This window comes from Acidobacteriota bacterium, from assembly GCA_016196065.1.
Taxonomy (GTDB): domain Bacteria; phylum Acidobacteriota; class Terriglobia; order Terriglobales; family Acidobacteriaceae; genus Acidiflorens.
Window position 1 is genome coordinate 1,969,383 of sequence record JACPYL010000010.1, and the last position, 20,094, is coordinate 1,989,476.

18 protein-coding genes are annotated in these 20,094 nt (G+C 56.3%); 16 read left to right on the forward strand and 2 right to left on the reverse strand.

Annotated elements, in window-relative coordinates; all coding sequences use genetic code 11:
• Positions 1 to 113: 113 nt before the first annotated feature.
• On the reverse strand, positions 114 to 536 hold the full coding sequence (locus HY010_11720) for a hypothetical protein (GenBank protein MBI3476392.1): 423 nt from the start codon (positions 534 to 536) through the stop codon (positions 114 to 116).
• 929 nt (positions 537 to 1,465) lie between these two features.
• Positions 1,466 to 1,924, reverse strand: a complete 459-nt coding sequence (locus HY010_11725) for a DUF302 domain-containing protein (protein ID MBI3476393.1) — start codon at positions 1,922 to 1,924, stop codon at positions 1,466 to 1,468.
• Between the two features lie 655 nt (positions 1,925 to 2,579).
• Here HY010_11725 and HY010_11730 point away from each other — a divergent pair.
• From HY010_11730 to HY010_11805, 16 genes are all read left to right on the forward strand, one after another.
• On the forward strand, positions 2,580 to 3,524 hold the full coding sequence (locus HY010_11730; GenBank protein MBI3476394.1) for a sensor histidine kinase: 945 nt from the start codon (positions 2,580 to 2,582) through the stop codon (positions 3,522 to 3,524).
• On the forward strand, positions 3,517 to 4,929 hold the full coding sequence (locus tag HY010_11735) for a sigma-54-dependent Fis family transcriptional regulator (GenBank protein MBI3476395.1): 1,413 nt from the start codon (positions 3,517 to 3,519) through the stop codon (positions 4,927 to 4,929). Before HY010_11730 ends, HY010_11735 begins: the two co-directional genes overlap by 8 nt.
• A gap of 743 nt (positions 4,930 to 5,672) precedes the next feature.
• A complete protein-coding gene (locus HY010_11740; protein MBI3476396.1) occupies positions 5,673 to 6,023 on the forward strand; it encodes a cytochrome c in 351 nt (116 codons plus the stop codon).
• Positions 6,024 to 6,063: 40 nt separating this feature from the next.
• A complete protein-coding gene (locus HY010_11745; protein ID MBI3476397.1) occupies positions 6,064 to 6,528 on the forward strand; it encodes a Rieske 2Fe-2S domain-containing protein in 465 nt (154 codons plus the stop codon).
• Position 6,529: 1 nt separating this feature from the next.
• Entirely contained in the window at positions 6,530 to 7,615 is a 1,086-nt protein-coding gene (locus tag HY010_11750) for a cytochrome bc complex cytochrome b subunit (protein MBI3476398.1), read from the forward strand.
• Positions 7,596 to 8,864, forward strand: coding sequence for a cytochrome c3 family protein (locus tag HY010_11755; GenBank protein ID MBI3476399.1), 1,269 nt, complete (start codon positions 7,596 to 7,598; stop codon positions 8,862 to 8,864). Before HY010_11750 ends, HY010_11755 begins: the two co-directional genes overlap by 20 nt.
• Positions 8,865 to 8,913: 49 nt before the next feature.
• Positions 8,914 to 9,885: a DmsE family decaheme c-type cytochrome gene (locus tag HY010_11760; GenBank protein MBI3476400.1), complete on the forward strand. Its 972-nt coding sequence runs from the start codon at positions 8,914 to 8,916 to the stop codon at positions 9,883 to 9,885.
• Positions 9,886 to 9,924: 39 nt separating this feature from the next.
• Positions 9,925 to 12,183: a hypothetical protein gene (locus tag HY010_11765; protein ID MBI3476401.1), complete on the forward strand. Its 2,259-nt coding sequence runs from the start codon at positions 9,925 to 9,927 to the stop codon at positions 12,181 to 12,183.
• Positions 12,184 to 12,238: 55 nt separating this feature from the next.
• Positions 12,239 to 12,580 (forward strand): cytochrome c, encoded by a 342-nt coding sequence (locus HY010_11770; protein MBI3476402.1) that lies wholly within the window; start codon positions 12,239 to 12,241, stop codon positions 12,578 to 12,580.
• A gap of 170 nt (positions 12,581 to 12,750) precedes the next feature.
• Positions 12,751 to 13,230, forward strand: a complete 480-nt coding sequence (locus tag HY010_11775; protein ID MBI3476403.1) for a GAF domain-containing protein — start codon at positions 12,751 to 12,753, stop codon at positions 13,228 to 13,230.
• A gap of 13 nt (positions 13,231 to 13,243) precedes the next feature.
• Positions 13,244 to 14,536, forward strand: coding sequence for a type II restriction endonuclease (locus HY010_11780; protein ID MBI3476404.1), 1,293 nt, complete (start codon positions 13,244 to 13,246; stop codon positions 14,534 to 14,536).
• A 134-nt stretch (positions 14,537 to 14,670) separates the two neighbouring features.
• On the forward strand, positions 14,671 to 15,333 hold the full coding sequence (locus HY010_11785; protein ID MBI3476405.1) for a tetratricopeptide repeat protein: 663 nt from the start codon (positions 14,671 to 14,673) through the stop codon (positions 15,331 to 15,333).
• A 250-nt stretch (positions 15,334 to 15,583) separates the two neighbouring features.
• Positions 15,584 to 15,895: a glycoside hydrolase family 13 gene (locus HY010_11790; protein MBI3476406.1), complete on the forward strand. Its 312-nt coding sequence runs from the start codon at positions 15,584 to 15,586 to the stop codon at positions 15,893 to 15,895.
• A gap of 263 nt (positions 15,896 to 16,158) precedes the next feature.
• Positions 16,159 to 16,488, forward strand: a complete 330-nt coding sequence (locus tag HY010_11795) for a hypothetical protein (GenBank protein ID MBI3476407.1) — start codon at positions 16,159 to 16,161, stop codon at positions 16,486 to 16,488.
• 360 nt (positions 16,489 to 16,848) lie between these two features.
• Positions 16,849 to 18,720 (forward strand): CHASE2 domain-containing protein, encoded by a 1,872-nt coding sequence (locus HY010_11800; protein ID MBI3476408.1) that lies wholly within the window; start codon positions 16,849 to 16,851, stop codon positions 18,718 to 18,720.
• Entirely contained in the window at positions 18,686 to 20,071 is a 1,386-nt protein-coding gene (locus tag HY010_11805; GenBank protein MBI3476409.1) for a sigma-54-dependent Fis family transcriptional regulator, read from the forward strand. The genes HY010_11800 and HY010_11805 overlap by 35 nt, the downstream gene beginning before the upstream one ends.
• Positions 20,072 to 20,094: the final 23 nt, after the last annotated feature.

Consider the following 20,094-nt stretch of genomic DNA (forward strand, 5'->3'; position numbering starts at 1 on the left):
CGAGTTGTTCGCAGCCTTGCCATGAAGGCAATTGGATCAGCGGCAGCCAAGAAGTGGACATCAGCGTGGACGGCTTTACTCTCTGAGACTGTGCGGCCGACTCGGGCCATTGCCTAGAAGACGTGAGCAACATTCTCGCCGGCGATTTCGATTCTCGTGATCCGACGCGCACCTCCTTCCGTGCTCATGCTTACGGCTGTCTGCTTTGCCTTGGCACTCATCGGTTCCAATCGGCATTTCACTTCCCCAGGGTGTGCCGTCCCGGTTGCCCCGCTCTCATAGTAGGGATTACGGTGAACTCCCTTCAGTTCGGTGAAATGGATCATATGGTCCGAACCATCTACTCGGTGTTGCATTTGGTAGTGGCCGGCCTTCAGGGTTAAGTCACCGACCTGGGTATCTTGACTCAACATGATCTCGCCTTTCTTGCCGACTTTGACCGCTTGTTCGTCTGCTGCACTGGCGGCAGTGATGCTGAGTAGCAGCATCCCCGTGACCATTACAGCCATGCGCAATAACAACCAACGCTTTTGCATTTCCTTATCCTCCGTGATCTATGAAGTGGTACTACTGCTGATTCCTTTGCTTCTTTGCTCCATTGCATCTCGTCCTCGATAAGATTGAGATGACGAACTTTAATGCCTTGGCCTCCCGTCGCGAGCGCCGAATCCTGTTCTTCTTTTCGGCTATTCCTTTGTAAGGAGCCCTTCAAGGCTACATCTCGTACTGGTGCGCCCTAAATCTTCGCCGCTGAGTCGATCCTTACTCGCCGCTCGCTGATCCCATTCCTCAAGTACTCCCCCCCGATGCTGTCGCAGAACCTGTCGGGGGCGGTGGTAGCGTTTGCACCTGAAGAGGATCAGCGTCTTCTCGGGTCTCCGCTGGGCCTCTACACTACTTGCAGGGCCCGGTGCTTGCGCGTCTAGGGGGAGAGCTGCCGCCGCGGGGGCCTGGGATGGTGGACATCCAGACCGGTTGCGGCGTTTGCACAGCACCGGAGCCACTGCAAGGGTCGCGACAACAACCCACGGCCGTCGAATTAGAGCCTTGTTCGTCACTTACTCAGTCCTTGGGATGTCTTTGCTCGGAATATGTGTCGAGTTATCAAGCTACCCAACCCCTGTCTTCGGAGGGTGGGATTCACGTGCCCGCCCCGCACCAACCGCTGTTGCAACGTCTCCGTCGGGCTGGCCCTGATTCAGCGTAGATTCGTAGATTCACGCCTTTCTCCTTCTGCAAAATTGAAATCGCGACATTTCCACTTGCTATAGTTCCTAGGAATTGCACCTGCGACTACGCTGGTTGACAGCCACCGGGTAAAAGGGACAGAGCCTTGCCAGCCAAACCCTACTTTCGCGGCTTTCCCATGGGGCATTCTCCGTCACGAGTCCAACCAAGATTCCAAGCATCACTACGATGGCTCCAGCCATCAACACCGCAAAGAGCGTTGTCCAAAGTATCGAGCTCATCGGGCCTCCCTCGCAGAGCGTCTCGCCGTTCCATTCCCGGGAATCACCTCGTGGCTAGCAAGCTCAAGGAAGATTTGCCGCATCTTGCAGTTAAGTTCGCGCACTAAGACCTGGATACCGATGGGTCGTTGATTGAGCCCAGCCAACACATGGTTCGTGACGGCGATTGACGTGTAGCCAGTGTCTTCAGCAACCACCAGGTTGAACGGCATAAACAGGCCTCCATCGCGGTCGCTGAGTAAGGCTTGGTATGCGTGGAAGGGGCTCCAGATAACCAAGACGGTGTACTTCTCCCATGGAAGTCCCACAGTCTTCTCAAACTCGCGATGAAATTGCACCTCCGACACGACACGAAAGCCTTCGCGCTGCAGTTTCTGCCGCAGTAAATCCAAGCAATCCTGGAAGCCCAGCGTCGTGCGTAGGGAAAAGGAGAAGTCTCGCGTCATCGTGGTCATTGGCGTTCCTTGATACTTTGGCTCAGTACACTCGGGTAATGGCACGCAGCCTGCCAGAGTGGGGGTGCCGTCTCCCGATCCTCGTGAGCCGTTGACTGAGAAGTAGTTACATTCTCCTACCCGGCCACATAGGGCTTAAGGATTTTGGAGTTGTGCCCGATTTGCGGCAAGGACAGCGCTATATGCGCCAATTCGGCGGGCTCCAGAGACAAGACCTTGTCCGAAGACCCTTATGATCGTAGGCAATTGCGTCTCCGGATGACGTCAGGGCTGCGGGAGAACGGGCTGGACGCTCTTCGTGTTGTGCTGAAAGACGGGCGCCCGATGTGATCGTCCTTGATCTGACTGCTACATGTGGTGGGTCGCGATCGCGACGAACGGGGTAGCCCTTGCAGCACGGGCAAGTGCAGTAACCTGGGAAAGGCGCGGGAAAAAATCCCTCGGCGTTACGCGGTGCTAGAATCGCGCTGAAATGGACAAGCAGGTGAGAAAACGACGGTGGCGAGCGTGGGGTTTGGTCGCGGCAATTGCAGCGGTGTCACTGCTCCACTACGAAACTCCAATCTCCCACGTTTGGCTACATCCACTGCTTCAGCGTGCATACTACGTACCCATCTTGTTAACGGCGTTGTGGTTTGGCTGGCGAGGCGGGATCTTGGCCGCCACCCTGTCTGGTCTTTTCTACATTCCTCACATATTGATGTCCTGGGCGTCCCATCCTGAGTACAGCGCCGCTCAATATGTCGAAATCGGGATGTTCTTCGTGATAGGTGGCCTAACGGGCGTCCTGGCCGACGATGAAAGGATGCAACGCAAGAAGGTGGAAGAAACTGCCCACAAGCTCAGCGATGTCTATGCCCAACTACAGGCTTCATTTGAGCAACTGCGCCGCGCCGACCGTCTCTCCGCACTTGGTGAGCTCTCGGCAGGGTTGGCCCACGAGATTCGAAACCCTTTGGGTTCTGTCGAAGGTGCAGTACAGATTTTGTGCAGACACGAGTTGCCGACAGAAACCAGGCAGGAGTTTGGAGACCTCGCTCAAAAAGAAGTCAACCGGTTAAAGGGGTTGCTTACAAATTTCCTGGACTTTGCCCGACCCCAGACTCCCAAGCGGGTACCCACCGAACCATCGCAACTCTTGGAATCTGTAAGCAAGCTGGCGGCGGAAACCGCAAAGATGTCAGGAACAAAAGTGCGCATCGAGTCGACCGGGGGGGGGCCAACTGTGTCAATCGACCCCGAACAAATGAAGCAAGTGCTCTTAAACTTGGTAATCAATGCGATCCAAGCGATGCCCGCCGGAGGCGAGGTGGTCATAAGGGCAGCCAGAGAAGCAGACTTCGTAGTCCTCGAAGTACAGGACGCAGGGGTAGGCATTCCAGCCGAAGACCTGGAACGGGTTTTTAACCCGTTTGTCACGACCCGCGCAGATGGAACCGGTTTGGGTCTATCGATTGCCTACCAGATCGTCAGCCAACATGGAGGACACATTACAGCGCACAGAAATCCCGAAAGAGGCATGACCTTCCGGGTTACTCTCCCGCTGGGGTCCGAGGCGAATCTTCCTGAAACGGTCTTGCAGGAGGAGAATCGTGCCTAGCGCGCCCATCTTAATAGTCGATGATGATGCCAGCCAGCGGCGGCTGATTGAGTTCTGGCTACAAGAGGAAGGTTACTCGACCCTCGTTGCCGACGATGGCAAAGCGGGCCTGCACGCCTTCGAGCAGAAATCTCCTTGTCTCGTGATTGCCGACATACGCATGCCTGGAATGGATGGGCTTGATTTGCTCAGCCGCATCAAGGGGATCAACCAGGACACGCCTGTGATTCTCATCACCGCTTTTGGCACGGTCGGCAATGCCGTGGACGCAATGAAACTGGGCGCCGTCGACTACATTCTAAAGCCCTTAAATCCCGATGAACTGAAACTGAGCGTTCACCGAGCACTCGAGCGCAAGGAACTGGTGGATGAAAACCGCTACTTGCGCGATTTTGCCGATACCACTTTTCGCTTCGAGAACCTAATCGGCCAGTCACGCAAAATGCGTGACGTTTTCGATGTGGCCACACAGGTGGCCCGCCGTGATTCCACAGTATTACTAACAGGCGAAACAGGTACTGGCAAAGAGCTCCTTGCCAAAGCCATCCATCAGAACAGCCTGCGGGCCAAGAAGCCGTTCATCACCATCAACTGCGGGGCCATACCGGAAAACTTGATCGAATCTGAGCTGTTCGGGCATCGGAAGGGTTCCTTTACGGGAGCCTTGGCCGATCGCGTGGGCAAGTTTGAAGCCGCCAACGAAGGAACTGTGTTTCTAGACGAGATTGGTGACCTGACACCCAGTCTCCAGATCAGGTTGCTCCGTGTCATTCAGGAGCGAGAGATCGACAAGATCGGGTACCCACATCCGATCAAGATAAACGTGCGCATTCTGGCCGCTACCCACCGCAATCTCAAGGCCTTGGTGGAAGATGGCCAATTCCGCGAGGACTTATTCTATCGGCTAAGCGTGGTCACGGTGCATCTGCCGCCTCTTCGTGAAAGAAAGGAAGACATTCCACTGCTGGCGGAGCATTTTCTGAAGAAGCAATGCGCAAAGTACCAAATGCCCCTGGTTTCGATCTCCGAAGACGCGCTTGAAGTATTGGCGCAGCACAACTGGCCCGGGAACGTGCGCGAACTGGAGAACGTAGTGGAGCACCTGGTCGTGCTGGGCAAGGGAGACCTCGTCAGAGTCGAGCATTTGCCGGCAGACCTCCGGCAGCACCGGTCTCGAATTGCAAACATCAGCCTCAAACTGCCCGAAGAGGGCATCAGTCTGGAGGACATCGAAAAGGAAATTCTGGTCCAGGCACTGGAAAAACATGACTGGCACCAGACGAAAGCGGCCCGATATCTGAGCATCAGTCGGAAGACGCTAATTTATCGTATGGAAAAGTACGGGCTTACTCCCCCCGATGAAAAGGGGGAAGCACAAGTCGTCGCTGACGATTTGGACGAATAGGCTTCGACTCACTTAGCAACTGCTACAGTCGGTATACCGCCGCCATGTCTGAAGAGCACGAATTTGGGGGCCTTGTCTGGTTCGAGCTTTAGCGCTACCATGACTCGTCTCTGCCATTTGTGACGAAGATCACATCGTTGCGTGCTCGTCGTCATCGCCAGGTGGGGCAAACTGTCCCTAGTCTCTGGCTGCTGAACCTTGGGAGGGGAGAGTCTGCGACGCGCAGCCCAATTCGTTCTTGTAGTGCTGCTGATCACATCGCTGGGCGCACCTGCGGCAATTTGTTGCCGGCATTGCGTCAAAGAAGATGTGAATCAGAAGACTACGCCTTCTCCCTCCGACCAATGCTCTCACCACATGTCTCATGTGGCACTCGGTCGCACCTTGGAAGCGGTGACCCATCGCGTTGCGTGCCACTCTTGCTCCCGAGCCAGTCGACCGTCCAGCGCCACTCTCGTTACGCCTGATCGTACGCCAGGTCCTTCACTCACTGACGACGAGGCGAACGTTGGAGATGCAGTGCCAGTTGCAGCCCTACCGCGCTTGCCCGAAAGCCCTCCCCCGCTAAGGTCGAATTCCAAACAGGCCGTCATTTGTACCTTCCTGATCTAGGATTGTCTCCACTCTGACTCGTCGCCGGTGTTGGCGTCAGCCGCAATGCTTAAGTGATCGTTGCCCGCTCACCGCCACCGTCGGTCTCAATCTCAAATTGCAAGCCCGGAAACCAAGACAAGGGGTACGACATGAGGTTTGTCTCGCATGCTGTGCGGCTGTCCGTTGTTATCCTCCTTTTTTTCGCGGTAACAATTGCGCCCAGCTTGGCCCAGGGGCAGACTGCTCCAACTGACGGGGCCGGACTTTTCAAAGCAAAATGCGCCATGTGCCATGGTCCCGACGGCGCCGGCAAAACGCCCATGGGACAGAAACTAAACATCCACGACCTGAACTCTCCTGAAGTCCAGAAGCAATCGGATGCTGAGTTGTCCCAGGCGATTGCCCAAGGCAAAGGCAAGATGCCAGCGTTCAGCAAGACGTTGAGTGCCGACCAAATCAAACTGTTGGTAGCTTCGATCCGCGAACTGGGCAAGAAATAAATCCATTAGAGAGGCGGCTATGGCAACGAGTGATCAGGGCATGATCAGTCCCGGTGATCGGTTGTCTCCACCATTACCGCGCAGGCGGTTTGTCGAGGTGCTGCTCGGCGGGGGATTTTTGGCCACGGTTGTCGCTTTCGTCTACCCCGTCTTGCAATACCTGATTCCGCCCAAGGAAGCCGATCTGGGAAGTGATTCAGTGGTGGCGGGCCGCACAGGAGAACTTAAGCCGAACAGCGGGAAGATTTTTCGCTTCGGCAACCGCCCAGGCATACTGATCCGCACCTCCAGCGGAGAGTATCGCGCCATGTCGGCGATCTGTACTCACCTTTCCTGTACGGTCCAATATCGCGATGACATGCAGCACGTCTGGTGCGCCTGCCACAACGGTCATTACGACCTGAACGGCAAAAATATTGCTGGACCACCGCCACGCCCTTTGGAATTGTTCGAAGCTCAAGTGCGCGGTGACGAAATCTTCGTGAGGCGTCGGCGGGAGACTTGAGATGAGTCGTCTACGCAACGTGCGTAACTGGCTGGACGAGCGCTTCGGGTGGGAGGACCTGATCGCTCCGTTGCGCAAGAAAACTGTTCCTCTCCACCGGCTCTCCTATTGGTATTTCCTCGGAGGCATCACTCTTTTTCTCTTCGTAGTTCAGGTGCTTACCGGAATCTTGCTCCTTCTGTATTACCGTCCGGGCGCCAACGAGGCCTTCGAAAGCGTCCAGTACATCATGACCCAGGTGCGGTTTGGTTGGCTGATTCGTTCCATCCACTCCTGGTCGGCCAATCTTATGATTTTCACTGCCTTCGCGCATATGTTCAGCGTGCTTTTCCTCAAGGCGTACCGCAAGCCGCGTGAGCTTACCTGGGTGAGCGGAGTGATTCTACTGTTTCTCGTCATGGGCTTCGGCTTCAGTGGTTACCTGCTGCCTTGGAACACGCTGGCTTTCTTCGCCACCAAGGTCGGCACCGAGATTACGGGACAGGTTCCAATCATCGGCAAGCCCCTGATGATCTTTCTTCGCGGTGGTGAGGACGTCACCGGCGCGACGCTGACCCGTTTCTTCGGATTTCACGTTGCGGTCCTGCCTGGGTTGGCAACGGCGCTGATTCTGGTGCACCTGCTTTTAGTTCAGCGGCTGGGCATCAGCGTGCCTCCGAAGCTGGAGGTTGAGTGGACGGCGAATCCGTCCGCGAAGCGGGAAATGAAATTTTTTCCCAATTTCATGCTGCGGGAAATGATGGCTTGGTACGTAGCCTTAGGAGTGCTCGGGCTTTTGGCGGCGGTCTTTCCCTGGAATCTGGGAGTTAAGGCAGATCCTTTTGTGTCGGCACCCGCTGGAATCAAGCCGGAATGGTACTTCCTCTTCATGTTTCAGACGCTGAAGCTTATTCCTCCCAAGCTTTGGTTCATCGATGGAGAAGTTCTGGGAGTGCTGGCTTTCGGCGCAATTGCACTGCTATGGCTTCTACTGCCTTTTCTTGAGAGTAATAACACCTCGCGCACCAAGCGGTGGATCACTGGAGCTGCAGTCTTTGCTCTTGCTTACATGGCAGGTATGACTATTTATGGCCATTTCGCGCAATAGCGCCCTATCACTGACGAGCGTCCGCCTTTTTCTGTTGGCGGGGTTCATGGTGCTCTGCGCCACCCTTAGCCACGGACAGGCCAAAAACTCTTGCTTGGACTGCCACTCCACCTTGCCCGACTTTCTAGGGGTCAGCCAGGACAAGTTCAGCCAAGACATTCACTCGCAGAAAGGTCTATCTTGTGCCAGTTGTCACGGTGGCGACCCGACCAGCGATGACCCCGAGAAGGCCATGAGCCGCAAGGCTGGGTGGAAGGGCAATATTGATCGCAGCCAAGTCCCGCAGCTATGCGGAAGCTGCCACTCCGATCCGGCCTACATACGGCAGTTCAATCCCAGCCTCCGCACCGACCAGCTAAGCCAATACAAGACAAGCGTACACGGCATACGCCTGGCTGCAGGTGACACCAAAGTCGCCGTCTGCACCGACTGCCACAGCGTCCATGATTTGCGAACTCCCAGCGACCCACGTTCGACTGTGAACCCCGTCAACGTAGCCAACACTTGTGCTCGCTGTCACGCGGACGCCGTTCACATGAGCGGTTACAAGATTCCGACGAGCCAGTTTGCGCAATACAGCAAGAGTGTCCACCACGACGCGCTGGCCATTCGCGGCGACCTTAGCGCCCCGACCTGCACCACCTGCCACGGCAATCACGGCGCAGCGCCGCCGGGAGTTGCCTCTGTGGCTAACGTTTGCTCGACCTGCCACGTCTTCCAGGCGCAGCTGTTTGAATCGAGTCCTCATAAAGAGGCCTTCGCGTCTGCCGGTCTGCCGGGTTGTGTAACCTGCCACAGCAATCACGACATCGTGCACCCGACAGACGAATTTATCGGAATAGGCGACAAGGCGATCTGCACGCAGTGTCACACCGACGGCGACGCGGGTTTCGTTGCCGCGGCAAGAATGAAGCAACAACTAGTCAAGCTTGCAGGATCTATCGACGCGGCGGACCAGATTCTGGGTCGTGCCGAACGCTCAGGCATGGAAGTAAGCCAGCCGAAGCTCGAGTTGACGCAAGCCAAGGATTCACTGATCAAGGCGCGCGTCACCATCCACAGTTTGAATGAGGCCAAGGTCGAAACCAACGTCAAGCCGGGCCTGGAGACCGCCGCTAAGGAATATGACGCGGGAAAGAAAGCTCTGGCGGAACGCAATCATCGCCGTGTTGGATTAGGACTGTCGCTGATCGCTATCGCTCTGGTTTTGATTGGACTCCGGCTGTACATCAAGCGGATTGAGAGTTAGGTCTCAAGAACCAATTTCGGAAATGATGCCCACATTGAGGAGCAAAGCTATGAAATTCCTAAAGGGCTTTCGGCGGCTTTCATCGCCACTAGCAATCACGGCACTCATGATCTCGGGACTCGCCGCCTATCCACAGGTACCGGGGAAAGATCAGGCTGCCAAAGCTGCGCCGGAACCGGCTTCCTCTCCATACGTTGGGGCCGACACCTGCAAAACCTGCCACGAAGATCTTTTCAATGGTCTGCAGAAGACTAGGCACTGGAACAACCTGCTGAAAACCAAAGATGGTGCCGAGGCACACAGCTGTGAAACCTGCCACGGGCCCGGAGCGGAGCACGTCAACGGCGGCGGCGACAAGACCAAGATTTTCGTCTTCAAAGATCAGGCGCCCGATGTCATCAGTAAACGCTGCCTGTCGTGCCACTCGTTGAAGCAGGAACACGCCAATTTCCTGCGCTCGGCTCATGCTGACGCCGGCGTGAGCTGCATCTCGTGCCACTCTCCCCACTTTGCGAAAGAGCAGCGCCGCCTGCTGGTCGAGAAGCAACCACAGCTCTGCTACAACTGCCACACGGATCAGAAGGCCGATTTCAGCAAACCCTTCCGTCACCGGGTTAACGAGGGCCTGCTGAAGTGCACCGATTGCCACAACGTGCACGGCAGCCCCATGCCGCGCTCCTTGCGCGTTGCGGAGGAACAGGACGCCGTCTGCTTCAAATGCCATCGGAATCTTCAAGGGCCGTGGGTCTTCGAACATCCGCCCATGAAGACCCAGGGTTGCACTTCCTGCCACCTGCCGCATGGCTCGGTTAACTCACGTTTGCTGACGGTGAGTTCGGTGAACATTCTCTGCCTGCAGTGCCATACCCCAACTGCCACTCCGAATACGCGCGCCAAAGATTCGATCGCGCCCGGAACACCGCCCGGGCCTGTGCATGACCAAAACGCAAAATTTCAAGCATGCACGATTTGCCACGTATTCCTACATGGTTCGAACGCTGATGAGACTTTCATGAAGTAAAAGGCGCGGATTCAGAAATCGAAGTTCAGGGAGTGCGATATGAAATTCTATCGATTCTTCATGTTGCTGTTGGTCGTGGTGCAAGGGATGCCGGTGATCACATCGGCCCAGGCTGCCGGTCAGACCGGTGCCGGAAACCCGAGTTCTCCGCCGCCGGAAGAGAAAAAACTCGGAGACTTCGTCGTGCAGCAGAGTTTCGAGTTTGGCTATCGCGCTGTGGATGTCAGCAGCCAGAAGTTGAGTCCTGCCGACCCGACCAGTTATGCCATGTACGACACGTTGGTGAACCAGCACACGGGACCTCGTCTTCTTGAGCAGACCCTCTCCCTCCGGTCGCCGGATCACAATGGGTTGCTCTTTGACGATCTGTTCGTGAGCAGCTTCGGATTTGGAGGCGATCCTAACAACGTCGCACGCGCCCAGATTTCCAAGTACAAGTGGTACGACTTCAACGCACTCTTCCGTCGCGACTGGAACTACTTCGATTACAACCTGCTGGCCAATCCGCTGAATCCGTCCACTTCGACGCCGACCATTTTGATCAACAATTCGCCGCATCGTTGGAACAGCGTTCGGCGTATGACGGACCTTGGCTTAACACTGCTGCCACAGTCCCGTATCAGTTTCCGCATGGGATACAACCGAAATGTTTCCGAAGGACCGTCATCCACAACGATCCCGGAAGCTTCTGACGCCGAACCGATCGAGACCAGACTTGCACAACGTAACAGCATGCTGAGTGATGTCTATCAATTTGGGGTGGATTTCAAGTTCTTGCCCCGTACAAACATTAGCTACGATCAGACCATTAGTCATACCCACAACGACGGTTCCTGGCGAGACGACTCATTCCCGTATGTGCTATCGAACGGTACTCCAGCGGACTTGGGCATTTCCTGGGATACTCAGGCGGGCTCGCCTTGCACCACTCCATTCAATCCGGCTCCGCCCACTGCAAACGAGTTCTGCAGTCTGTACCTGGCGTACTCGCGAACCGACCACATGCGCTCTCATACGCCGACCGAGCAGCTGAGCTTCCAATCGAACTACTTCCGCAGATTGAACCTCAGCGGCCGAGCAAGCTACAGCAACCTGGATATGTCCGGCCCATTCAACGATTTCTTTAACGGCTTTTACGCTGATTCTGGCATCCGCCAGTTCACTACGACGGGGCCCATGAAGGGCAACCGAATTTCCGTCAGTGCCGATTTCGGTGGTACCTTCCAAATCACCAGCAGACTCAGGATCAGCGATCGTTTTCGTTTTTACAACTTCCGCATCCCAACACAGTGGGACGTAACGACCTCGACTTGGTTAGGCGACTCTGCACTGACTCCCGTGGGTCCCACGCCAGACGACGTGGACAATACCATCTTTGCCAGGTTTCTTGGCGAAAATACCAAATCGAATGAGATTGACGTAGAGTACGACTTCTCAAAGCATGTCGGTGGCACCTTGGGTTACCGCTTTCGCCAGATGACCTACCACCACAAGGACGACACCAATGACATATCCACCGGCGAAGTCTCAAGTGGCGAGGACTTTGTCGACGTGAACTTTCACACCGCCCTGGCCAGCGTATGGTTCCGGCCTAACGACAAGCTGCGAGCCAACTTTGATGCTGAACTGACCACGGCCAACAACTTTTTGACTCGCATTAGTCCGCGCCGGTTGCAGCAGTACCGGGCACGCATCAGGTATCAGCCCGTCCGCTGGGTCACCCTGGCTGCTACGGGAAGCATCTACGAAGCACGAAACGGAATCCAGGAGATTAGCTACAACGCTCATACCCGGAACTTCGGTTTCACCGCGACTGCCAATCGCAACCAGCGGTTCGGGGTGGAGCTTGCATACAACTACAACAACGTAGGTTCGAATGCTTTTATCTGCTTCCAGGACACGGCTTCTCTAATTCCAGGAAACCCCGGACCCTGCGCGGCTGATCCCGAGGGCGGAGCACCATTCGAGCTGTACCAGGTCTACAGCAATAAAAATCATTTCGGCACAGCAACTCTGTTGTTGAAGCCGGTCAAACGGCTCACGACGAACGTTGGCTATAGCATCGTCACCTCTGACGGCGACTTTACGATCATCAATCCGCTGCAGCCGTACGGCAGCCTAAGAAATAACTTCCACCGGCCGTTCGCCGATTTCGAATTCGAGGTCGCCAAAGGCTGGACGGCTGTCGCGAAGTGGAACTACTACGACTACGGAGAGAAGAATCCGTTTTTTGGTCCCACGTATCCACGGGACTTCCACGCCAATGTGACCACGTTGTCTTTGCGCTATTCGTTCTGATGAAGTAGTGGGAAACAAGTGAAAACTCTGATGTGAACTCAAGGAGGATGATTCGATGACGCGGAATTTGATTCGAGTGTTAGCGCATGGCGTAGTTCTCGACGGGCTGGTTGCGATCTGCGTAATTTCTTCTCCGGCCCAGACTGCCGGGGAAACCTTGTTCAAAACAAAGTGTGCAGCCTGCCACGGACCGGATGGGAAGGGTGAAGTGCCGATGGGAAAGAAACTTGGTGCCCGCAACCTGAGCTCGACCGAGGTGCAGGGTCAATCGGACGCACAACTCGTCGATGTCATGACGAAGGGTAAGAACAAGATGCCCGCCTATGCCGGCAAGCTGACCAAAGAACAGATGGCCGACCTGGTTGCCTACATTCGGGAGCTGGGCAAGAAGCACTGATGTGCTCGTCAACGTTCCCTTCCCTTCCCTGCGTGAGATTGAAGTGGTTGTCCGACGTTAGCGGGGTGGACAAACGACAGCGGCTTCAAGCCCCCGGCGCTCATGATGTAGGGAATCTTCGAAGTCGAGAGTCTTTCCGCGACGCGGGGAGCAGAAGCAGACGAGCGTTTATGGTTCCGACCTGGGGTGTCATTGATCAGATTGTCGTGGTACTGATGGCAGATGGTGGAACTCGTCTGGAAAAGGCTAAAGCTGTGGCTGAGCTCATTCGATCGGCAGGGGCCTATCGGTGGGTTGGACTATACGATGTCGGCGACGAGCAGATCACCGCCATTGCCTGGACCGGCGCAGTAGCTCCGGCGTTTGCGACGTTTCCGCTTTCGCAGGGCCTCTCGGGCGATGCCGTCCGCACGCGCGCTCCTGTGATCGTTGAAGACGTTTCAATAGACCCCAGATATGTGATCACATTCCCGTCCACGAAATCGGAAATCATTGTGCCCGTACTGGTCGGGGACGCCGTGCCGGGTACGATCGATGTGGAAAGCGAACGCGTCGATGCGTTTTCGAGCCAGGATGTTCGTTTTTTACAGGATTGCGCCCGAGCTGCCCGCCAGCTTTGGTCATTGCACGAAACTGACGGTTCACATTGATTGAGGGCGCCTAATGTCGGTCCCAACTTCGGCCGTTGCCGCTGACACTGGTATTCGAGCTCTGATCTTGCACTGGCGCGGAAACCCCGACGCTACGTACCAAAGCTGGTTTCTATGGCCAGAACGCTTGAAGAATTTCAGGTCGATTCGTCGCGGTATGCAGCAGGTGATTGCCGAGATCGAGGAGAACACATTTGGTACGGCGTACCGCGGCTCGTCGCTTGAAACCGTTGTTAAGTCGATCGCCGAGCAGCGACAAATCTTCAAGGGTGCGGACCATCCCTTTCTGTGGAAGCCGAAGCTTCGCATTCCAGACATCTACGAATCCCGGGAGAACCAGGTTGCCTTCGGGCATTTCCTAAATACGTGCATGTGCTGTAACACCGAGGCGCAGTTGCTCGCGGCTATTCAGCGGCTCGACCAGAAGAAAATAAAGGGACTCGGTCCGGCTGCCGCCAACCTGCTGTACTTTCTGCACCCAACCGTGATTCCGCCGTTTAACACAGCGATTGTGAAAGGCTATAACTCGTTGACCGGTGCGAATGTGAAGCTGGGCGATTGGAGCGAGTACCTAGCCATGCGTTCAGGAATCCTCCGGTTGGTCGATCAGAACCGGGCGCTGCTGTCGAACGATCTCGGGGCGATAGGCGGACTTCTATTCGATATTGGCAGCGGGAGATACGCTGCACCACCGTTAGACGGCAATGCCGAAACACGTGCCGCTTGGGAGGCCGATCTCGCGCGAGTCCGGGAGGCGAGTGCGAAAGAGAAAAAAGCAACAGAAGAGGCGCAAGACAGTGACCGGACTCACACCGAGATTCAGGGATGGCTGCGCAATCTCGGCCTATCGCTCGGTTTTGACGTTTGGGTCGCAGCCAACGATAGATCACGGCCATTCGCCGATGGCAAGCTCGCCGACGGTTGCATGGCACAGCTACCGTCGTCGGTGGCTGGTGGCGGAGATGCGGTTGCGTTAATCGATATCGTATGGTTCACAAAAGAAGGCGCTCCGGCGGCGGCTTTTGAAGTCGAGCACACAACGTCCATTTACTCGGGCATCGTTCGCCTGCTCGACCTCGCCCAGGGGGCTGCGCTAAGTGACACCCTTCCACTGTTCCTTGTCGCGCCGGACAAACGGCAGGAAGAAGTCCGAGAACAATTGCTGCGGCCAGCTTTTCACGCGGCGACACAGCAACTGCGATTGCGCTACCTACCGTATGGAGAATTGGAGACGCACCGTGAAGCAATGGCGCGATTCGGGCAAGGGATGAAGGCTGTGGAGGCCATAGCGAAACAACTCGTGTGATGCACAGGATCAGGTGCGGCTTGATCTCACAACTGCGCTTCTCGATCCGTGGCAAGGCACTGGTTCAAGGAGTCACACGAACAACCACAGGCGATCGCAGCTGAAGAGGTTCGAACCACGATGCAGGAGCAGATATGAGTCACCACTCTCGTCACGAAAGAGTCGAGGAAGTGCCAGCGGGATACTGGAGTTCAACGCAGGCCTATGTCCTGGCGGTCATTACCCTGCTCCTCGGTGTCGCCGTTGGCTACCTGCTCCGCGGGTCGGCCACGACAGCGACCCTAGGCCAAACGCCAAGTGCACCCTTCACTGTACCCACCTTCGGCGGGACGGGCGTCGGCGAGCAACAGCCAAAATCAGCGGAATTCGCAGCGCGCACAGTCGAGCCGCTCCTGCAGCAGCTCGAAACTCGGCCGGACGACGCCGACCTGCTCATCAATATTGCAAACAGCTACTACGATGGCCGGGACTACGCAAAGGCCATCGAGTATTACCAGAAGGGACTGAAAATCAGGCCGGAAGAAGTCAACGTGCGCACTGACATGGCGACCGCGATGTGGTACTCGGGCGACGCCGACGGAGCGATCAAGCAATATGAGCTGTCGCTTAAGTTCCAGCCGACGCACGCGCAAACTCTGTTCAACATGGGTATTGTCAAATGGCAAGGTAAGAAGGACGGCAAAGGGGCTATCCAGATCTGGGAAAGGCTGCTGGCCTCAAACCCCAGCTATCCTGACCGTCCCAAGGTGCAGCAGTTGCTGGATCAGGTCAAGCGAGAGATTGGCAGCGGTTCCTAATCCGCTCGGCGACGGAAATCCGACTGGCGGCCCCAAAACCACCAGGTTCCTGTTCTGCCCAACCTAGACGCAGTGCCCTAAATCCGGCAACCCCCGGAGAAATTGAGGCAATCGGTTCCGGCATCCGTCTCAGCCAGAGGCTCACACCAAGCTGTTTCAAGGGCTTAGCCGCACGAGGTTCCTGGTTCGATGGTACGACAGTTGCCCTTGAAGGGTAGGCCTGACGGTCAGATCAGGTCATGAGGGCCTTATGAAAAAAGAGAAAGAACGCGATCATCTCAAATCGGTCGAAATCACGTGTCTTGCCCCGGAAGCGCAAGAAGTATTGGTTGGTGGGACATTCAACGGTTGGGATCCCAGCCAGACTCCAATGAGAGAGAGTGCCGACGGAATCTGGCGAGTGATGCTGCAAGTTCCGACTGGATCCTACGAATACAAATTCGTGGTGGACGGCAAATGGGTATGCGAGCCGGGTGTAGACGAATTCGATCCCAAGCTCGTCGGTTCGCCCGACTGTGTCCCTAACGTTTTCGGATCCATGAATCGCAAACTGCAGGTCTGAACATTTTCGATCCGGGAAATGCGCCTGTCCCGCGCATGCAGCGCCATGGTGGGTTCGCAAAATGTCCAACTTTCGGAAAGGCCGGCCCTAGTTGCAGAACACGTGCAAGAGTCCTCCTCATCAGTAGGCGGCGTACCCGAAAGCGCCTGGCGGCTGCAGACCTGTGTGGCAGGTAACAAGGTTTTTCGCCCTGCAACATCTCCAGCCGTCGGATGGTCAGAACTCATGATGTTGCATATCGACCTAAAAAGGAGAAAACATAGATGCGTAATACCTTCGTGATCAAGTCTGCGGTTGCCGCACTGTTCATTCTTGGATCCTATTCTTTCGCCGCCGATAAACCCCTTACCGGGACCGTCACCGATGACATGTGTGCTCGCAAACACACGATGATGCCGGGCAAACCTGATTCAGATTGCGTGCGCGCCTGTGTCAAAGCAGGACGCGAACATGCGCTGCTGGTTGGCGACAAGCTCTATAAGCTTGAAGGCCAGAACGCCGAGGTGGACAGGCTGGCCGCAAGGAGAGCCAGAGTCACCGGAAATCTCACCGGCGATGTGGTTCACGTTGTCACCATCGAAGCGGCAAAGTGAAGTTCAGTCATGACGCAGACCCCCGAGCCAAGCCTGCACTGCATGGCCACTTGGTAGGTCGTGTTGCGCTCGAAGGCAGAGGTCCAGCTTTGAAAATGCGGGAGCTGCGGCATGTTTTTGGAAGGGAGCAGAAAGACGCGCTTCAGCTCGTGCATTTTTCCTTGCGACGAGGACCCGTCGTCTGTGAAGAAACATCCGCGCGAATACTCGGGAGGCTGAGCGAGAGACGAATGCGAAAGTGCCGCGTCACTCTGGCCTGTGATCCTGATCACACCCTCAGGCAGCGGCGGGTGAGAACCTCGAAGCACGCCATATCGGGGAACGTCTGGTTAAGGAGTTGAGTATCTGTTTCTGTCTAACATGATGGGCCGGAAGACCCTTATCGTTGTTGGTGGCCTGCTCACGCTGGCACTCCTGCCAACCCTTGCTTGGAATGGTCTCGTACAGCAGGGCAACGCCTCCGCCTTCGACATGCTGTTGCGCTTGAGCCCGGCCCGGCTCGGCTCGGCTCGGGAAAGCGTGGTACTGCTAGCCATCGATGACGAGACCGTCCGGCGCTACGGCCCCTTGCCGTTGAACCGGGCTATCGTAGCGGAAGCACTGGAGCCCATCGCAATTGCAGAACCGAGAGTGCTGGTGGTTGATGTGCTGTTGTCAGAAAGAACACGAAAACAGGACGACGCCAGTCTGTCCCGCGCACTCAGCCGATTTCGAAAAGTGGTGCTGGCAGTGGCGTTGGAAGCGACTCAGGATAACAAACAGCCCCAGTGGATAACGCCTCTTCCCGAGTTTCAGACCCGCGCATTTGCGCTTGGGCACGTTCACTTCGAGCCTGATCGCGATGGCCTTGCACGCACCCTACTGCTCACAAAAGCCAATGCGGACAACCGTTATTGGGCACTCGCCTTCGAAGCATTTCGAGCTGCGCTTGGAACACAGGGACCGCCAACCGAAGATGCGAAAGAACTAAAGGTTGAGGGCCGGCTCGTCCCTTCTCCGGACTCAAACGGACGACTGTTATGGATTCACTACAACGGCCCTGAAGGAACCTTCGGTCGTATCTCGCTTGCCAGCGTCCTGGACGGCCACGCACCGGCCTCTAGCTTCGCCGGTAAGATCGTTATCCTCGGGGTGACCGCACAGGGTGCCGGAGATCGTGTTTACACGCCATTTTCCAGTGGTCTCGGCATGAGCGGCGTCGAGATCCATGCCAACATTTTCAGCACGTTATTCGATGGCGCGTATCTGTCTCCGCTAAGTTCTCCATTGGAGTTCCTGTCGTTGATCGCTATTGCGGCACTTGTAGGGACCGCTGCTTGGTGGCGCCAAGGAAAGTTGTTGACGCCTGTAGCCGTCACGGGGGTCATTCTGATCCCTGTGTTGTCCTATTGGATGTTGCGCGCTGGCATCATCGTTCCGGTTGCGTCTTGGCTGGTTATAGAGGTGGCCGCGTCCCTCGTTGGTTTCCTGGCGCAGACTCGGTTCATTCGCCGTCGTTTGGGTGAAGCCATAGAAGGGCGACAAGATTATGCTTTCCGCCTGCAAGCGGTTGCGCATGAAATCAAGACGCCTCTGACCGCGATTCACGCTTCCAGCCAACTCATGTCCGAGCCAGACATTCCCGAGAATAAGAAGGAAGAGATCGCCCAACGGATTCACAAAGAAGCCGGACGCCTGTCCGGCGTCGTCACCACGTTCCTTGACGTGGAACGTATCTCGGCCGGCGTGCTGAAGCTGCAAAAACGGCCGGTTGATCTCTCTTCGCTAGTGGCCGACGCGATTGAGCGCACCCGGTTGCTGGCACTGAAGAAGAGCATCGGAATCGAGCAGGATCTCGAACCTGAAGTGATCGCGGCTGACGCCGAGTTGCTTCAGTTTGCGATCTACAACCTACTGGTCAATGCCGTTAAATACAGCCCGGACGGATCATCGATCCGCATTACATTGCGATCCGACGGGCAGGCCGCGTGTCTGACCGTAGCGGATCAAGGGTGCGGCATTGAGCCTTCTGAGCAGCAACGAATTTTCGAGCGCTTTTATCGAACCAAACGACATCGGGACGATGCCACGGGAGGTTCGGGCGTCGGCTTGGCGTTGGTAAAGGAAATCGTCACCCAGCACGAAGGCAGGATCGAAGTAGAGAGCAAGCCGGGACAAGGCTCGACCTTCAGGGTGTTCCTGCCGCGAGAGGCGATCCATGAAAACAAAACCACCAGTTCTGCTAATCGATGATGACGAGGGCATTGCCTTCTCGATTGCCACGTTTTTGGAAGCCAAGGGCTATCCGATCACGGTGACCAATAGCGGGAGCGAGGGGTTGCGACTCGCCTCGGAAGGAAGCTTCCCAGTGGTCCTGTCGGATATCTACATTGACCGCGTGACGGGACTCGACATTTTGAAGGCCGCAAGGCAGGCGAACCCGGCTTGTGCGGTCATTTTGATAACAGCCAAGGGCTCGATCGGAACAACCGTAGAAGCGGAAGCCCAAGGTGTGTTCGATTACCTTGCCAAGCCGCTGGAGTTGGACCACTTGCTCGAAGTAGTGGACAGAGCAGCTTATTCGCTCCAATCCGAGGAGAGCCCGGCTCCAGAAGCTTCCTCTGACGACGAGATGGTTGGCGTAACGCCAGCGATGATCGACTTGTACAAGAGCATCGCGCGCGCAGCTCGGTCAGAGGCGACAGTTCTGATTCGCGGAGAGACCGGTAGCGGGAAAGAGTTGGTGGCGCACGCGATTCATCGCGCAAGCCCTGGAGCCCAGCAACCGTTTGTACCCGTCGACTGCGCCGCCGTTCCTGAGAACCTTTGGGAGAGCGAGCTGTTCGGTGCGATCAGGGGCGCCTTTACCAGTGCCGAGAAGGATCGCGCAGGCATCGTTGAACAGGCTCGCGGTGGCACCGTATTTCTTGACGAGATTGGCGAGATTCCCACGTCTTTCCAGGCCAAGCTGCTCCGCTTTATCGAGGCGAAGGAGTATCGCCCCGTTGGCGCCACGGCACCCAGAACGGCGCGGGTGAGAATCCTGGCAGCCACGAACCGGCCGCTTGAAGCAATGGTGGAGGACGGGGAGTTTCGTGCCGACCTCTATCATCGTCTGAACGTCCTCCAGATCCACGTTCCGCCACTGCGCGAACGAACCCAGGATATCCCTCTCCTCGCCGAACGCTTCCTCAATGAAGCCAATCGCCACCGCGGCAAGCAAGCACGGTTGGAGCCCGCGGCGATTAGGGCTCTCGAAGCGCACGAATGGCGAGGGAATGTCCGCGAACTGAAGAACACCATTGCGCGAATGGTGGCGATGTTTTCCCCAGGTCCTCTCGGTGAAACGGAAGTTCGCAGGGCGCTGACGACCGGTTTGACAGAAGGAGTACGGCCAACGAACTCCGAAACACTCGAAGATGCGGAAAAGAAGCACGTGCTGGAAGTGCTGCAGCTGTGCGGGGGCAATCGCACCTTGGCAGCCGAGCGCCTCGGAATCCAGCGCCGCACTATTTACAAGAAACTCCAACGCTGGGGTCTCATGCACGATGGGCACGCTGGTGTGCCCGGAACGCACGGAACGGACGGAGAAGAGGAAAGCTAGGCCCCTAGTATCAATAACTTGCA

Coding starts and splice junctions, on each gene's coding strand:
- HY010_11770 (MBI3476402.1), top strand. CDS start 12,239: ATGACGCGGAATTTGATTCGAGTGTTAGCGCATGGCGTAGTTCTCGAC.
- HY010_11745 (MBI3476397.1), top strand. CDS start 6,064: ATGATCAGTCCCGGTGATCGGTTGTCTCCACCATTACCGCGCAGGCGG.
- HY010_11790 (MBI3476406.1), top strand. CDS start 15,584: ATGAAAAAAGAGAAAGAACGCGATCATCTCAAATCGGTCGAAATCACG.
- HY010_11805 (MBI3476409.1), top strand. CDS start 18,686: ATGAAAACAAAACCACCAGTTCTGCTAATCGATGATGACGAGGGCATT.
- HY010_11755 (MBI3476399.1), top strand. CDS start 7,596: ATGGCCATTTCGCGCAATAGCGCCCTATCACTGACGAGCGTCCGCCTT.
- HY010_11740 (MBI3476396.1), top strand. CDS start 5,673: ATGAGGTTTGTCTCGCATGCTGTGCGGCTGTCCGTTGTTATCCTCCTT.
- HY010_11800 (MBI3476408.1), top strand. CDS start 16,849: ATGATGGGCCGGAAGACCCTTATCGTTGTTGGTGGCCTGCTCACGCTG.
- HY010_11760 (MBI3476400.1), top strand. CDS start 8,914: ATGAAATTCCTAAAGGGCTTTCGGCGGCTTTCATCGCCACTAGCAATC.
- HY010_11750 (MBI3476398.1), top strand. CDS start 6,530: ATGAGTCGTCTACGCAACGTGCGTAACTGGCTGGACGAGCGCTTCGGG.
- HY010_11720 (MBI3476392.1), bottom strand. CDS start 536: ATGCAAAAGCGTTGGTTGTTATTGCGCATGGCTGTAATGGTCACGGGG.
- HY010_11775 (MBI3476403.1), top strand. CDS start 12,751: ATGGTTCCGACCTGGGGTGTCATTGATCAGATTGTCGTGGTACTGATG.
- HY010_11780 (MBI3476404.1), top strand. CDS start 13,244: ATGTCGGTCCCAACTTCGGCCGTTGCCGCTGACACTGGTATTCGAGCT.
- HY010_11785 (MBI3476405.1), top strand. CDS start 14,671: ATGAGTCACCACTCTCGTCACGAAAGAGTCGAGGAAGTGCCAGCGGGA.
- HY010_11795 (MBI3476407.1), top strand. CDS start 16,159: ATGCGTAATACCTTCGTGATCAAGTCTGCGGTTGCCGCACTGTTCATT.
- HY010_11765 (MBI3476401.1), top strand. CDS start 9,925: ATGAAATTCTATCGATTCTTCATGTTGCTGTTGGTCGTGGTGCAAGGG.
- HY010_11725 (MBI3476393.1), bottom strand. CDS start 1,924: ATGACCACGATGACGCGAGACTTCTCCTTTTCCCTACGCACGACGCTG.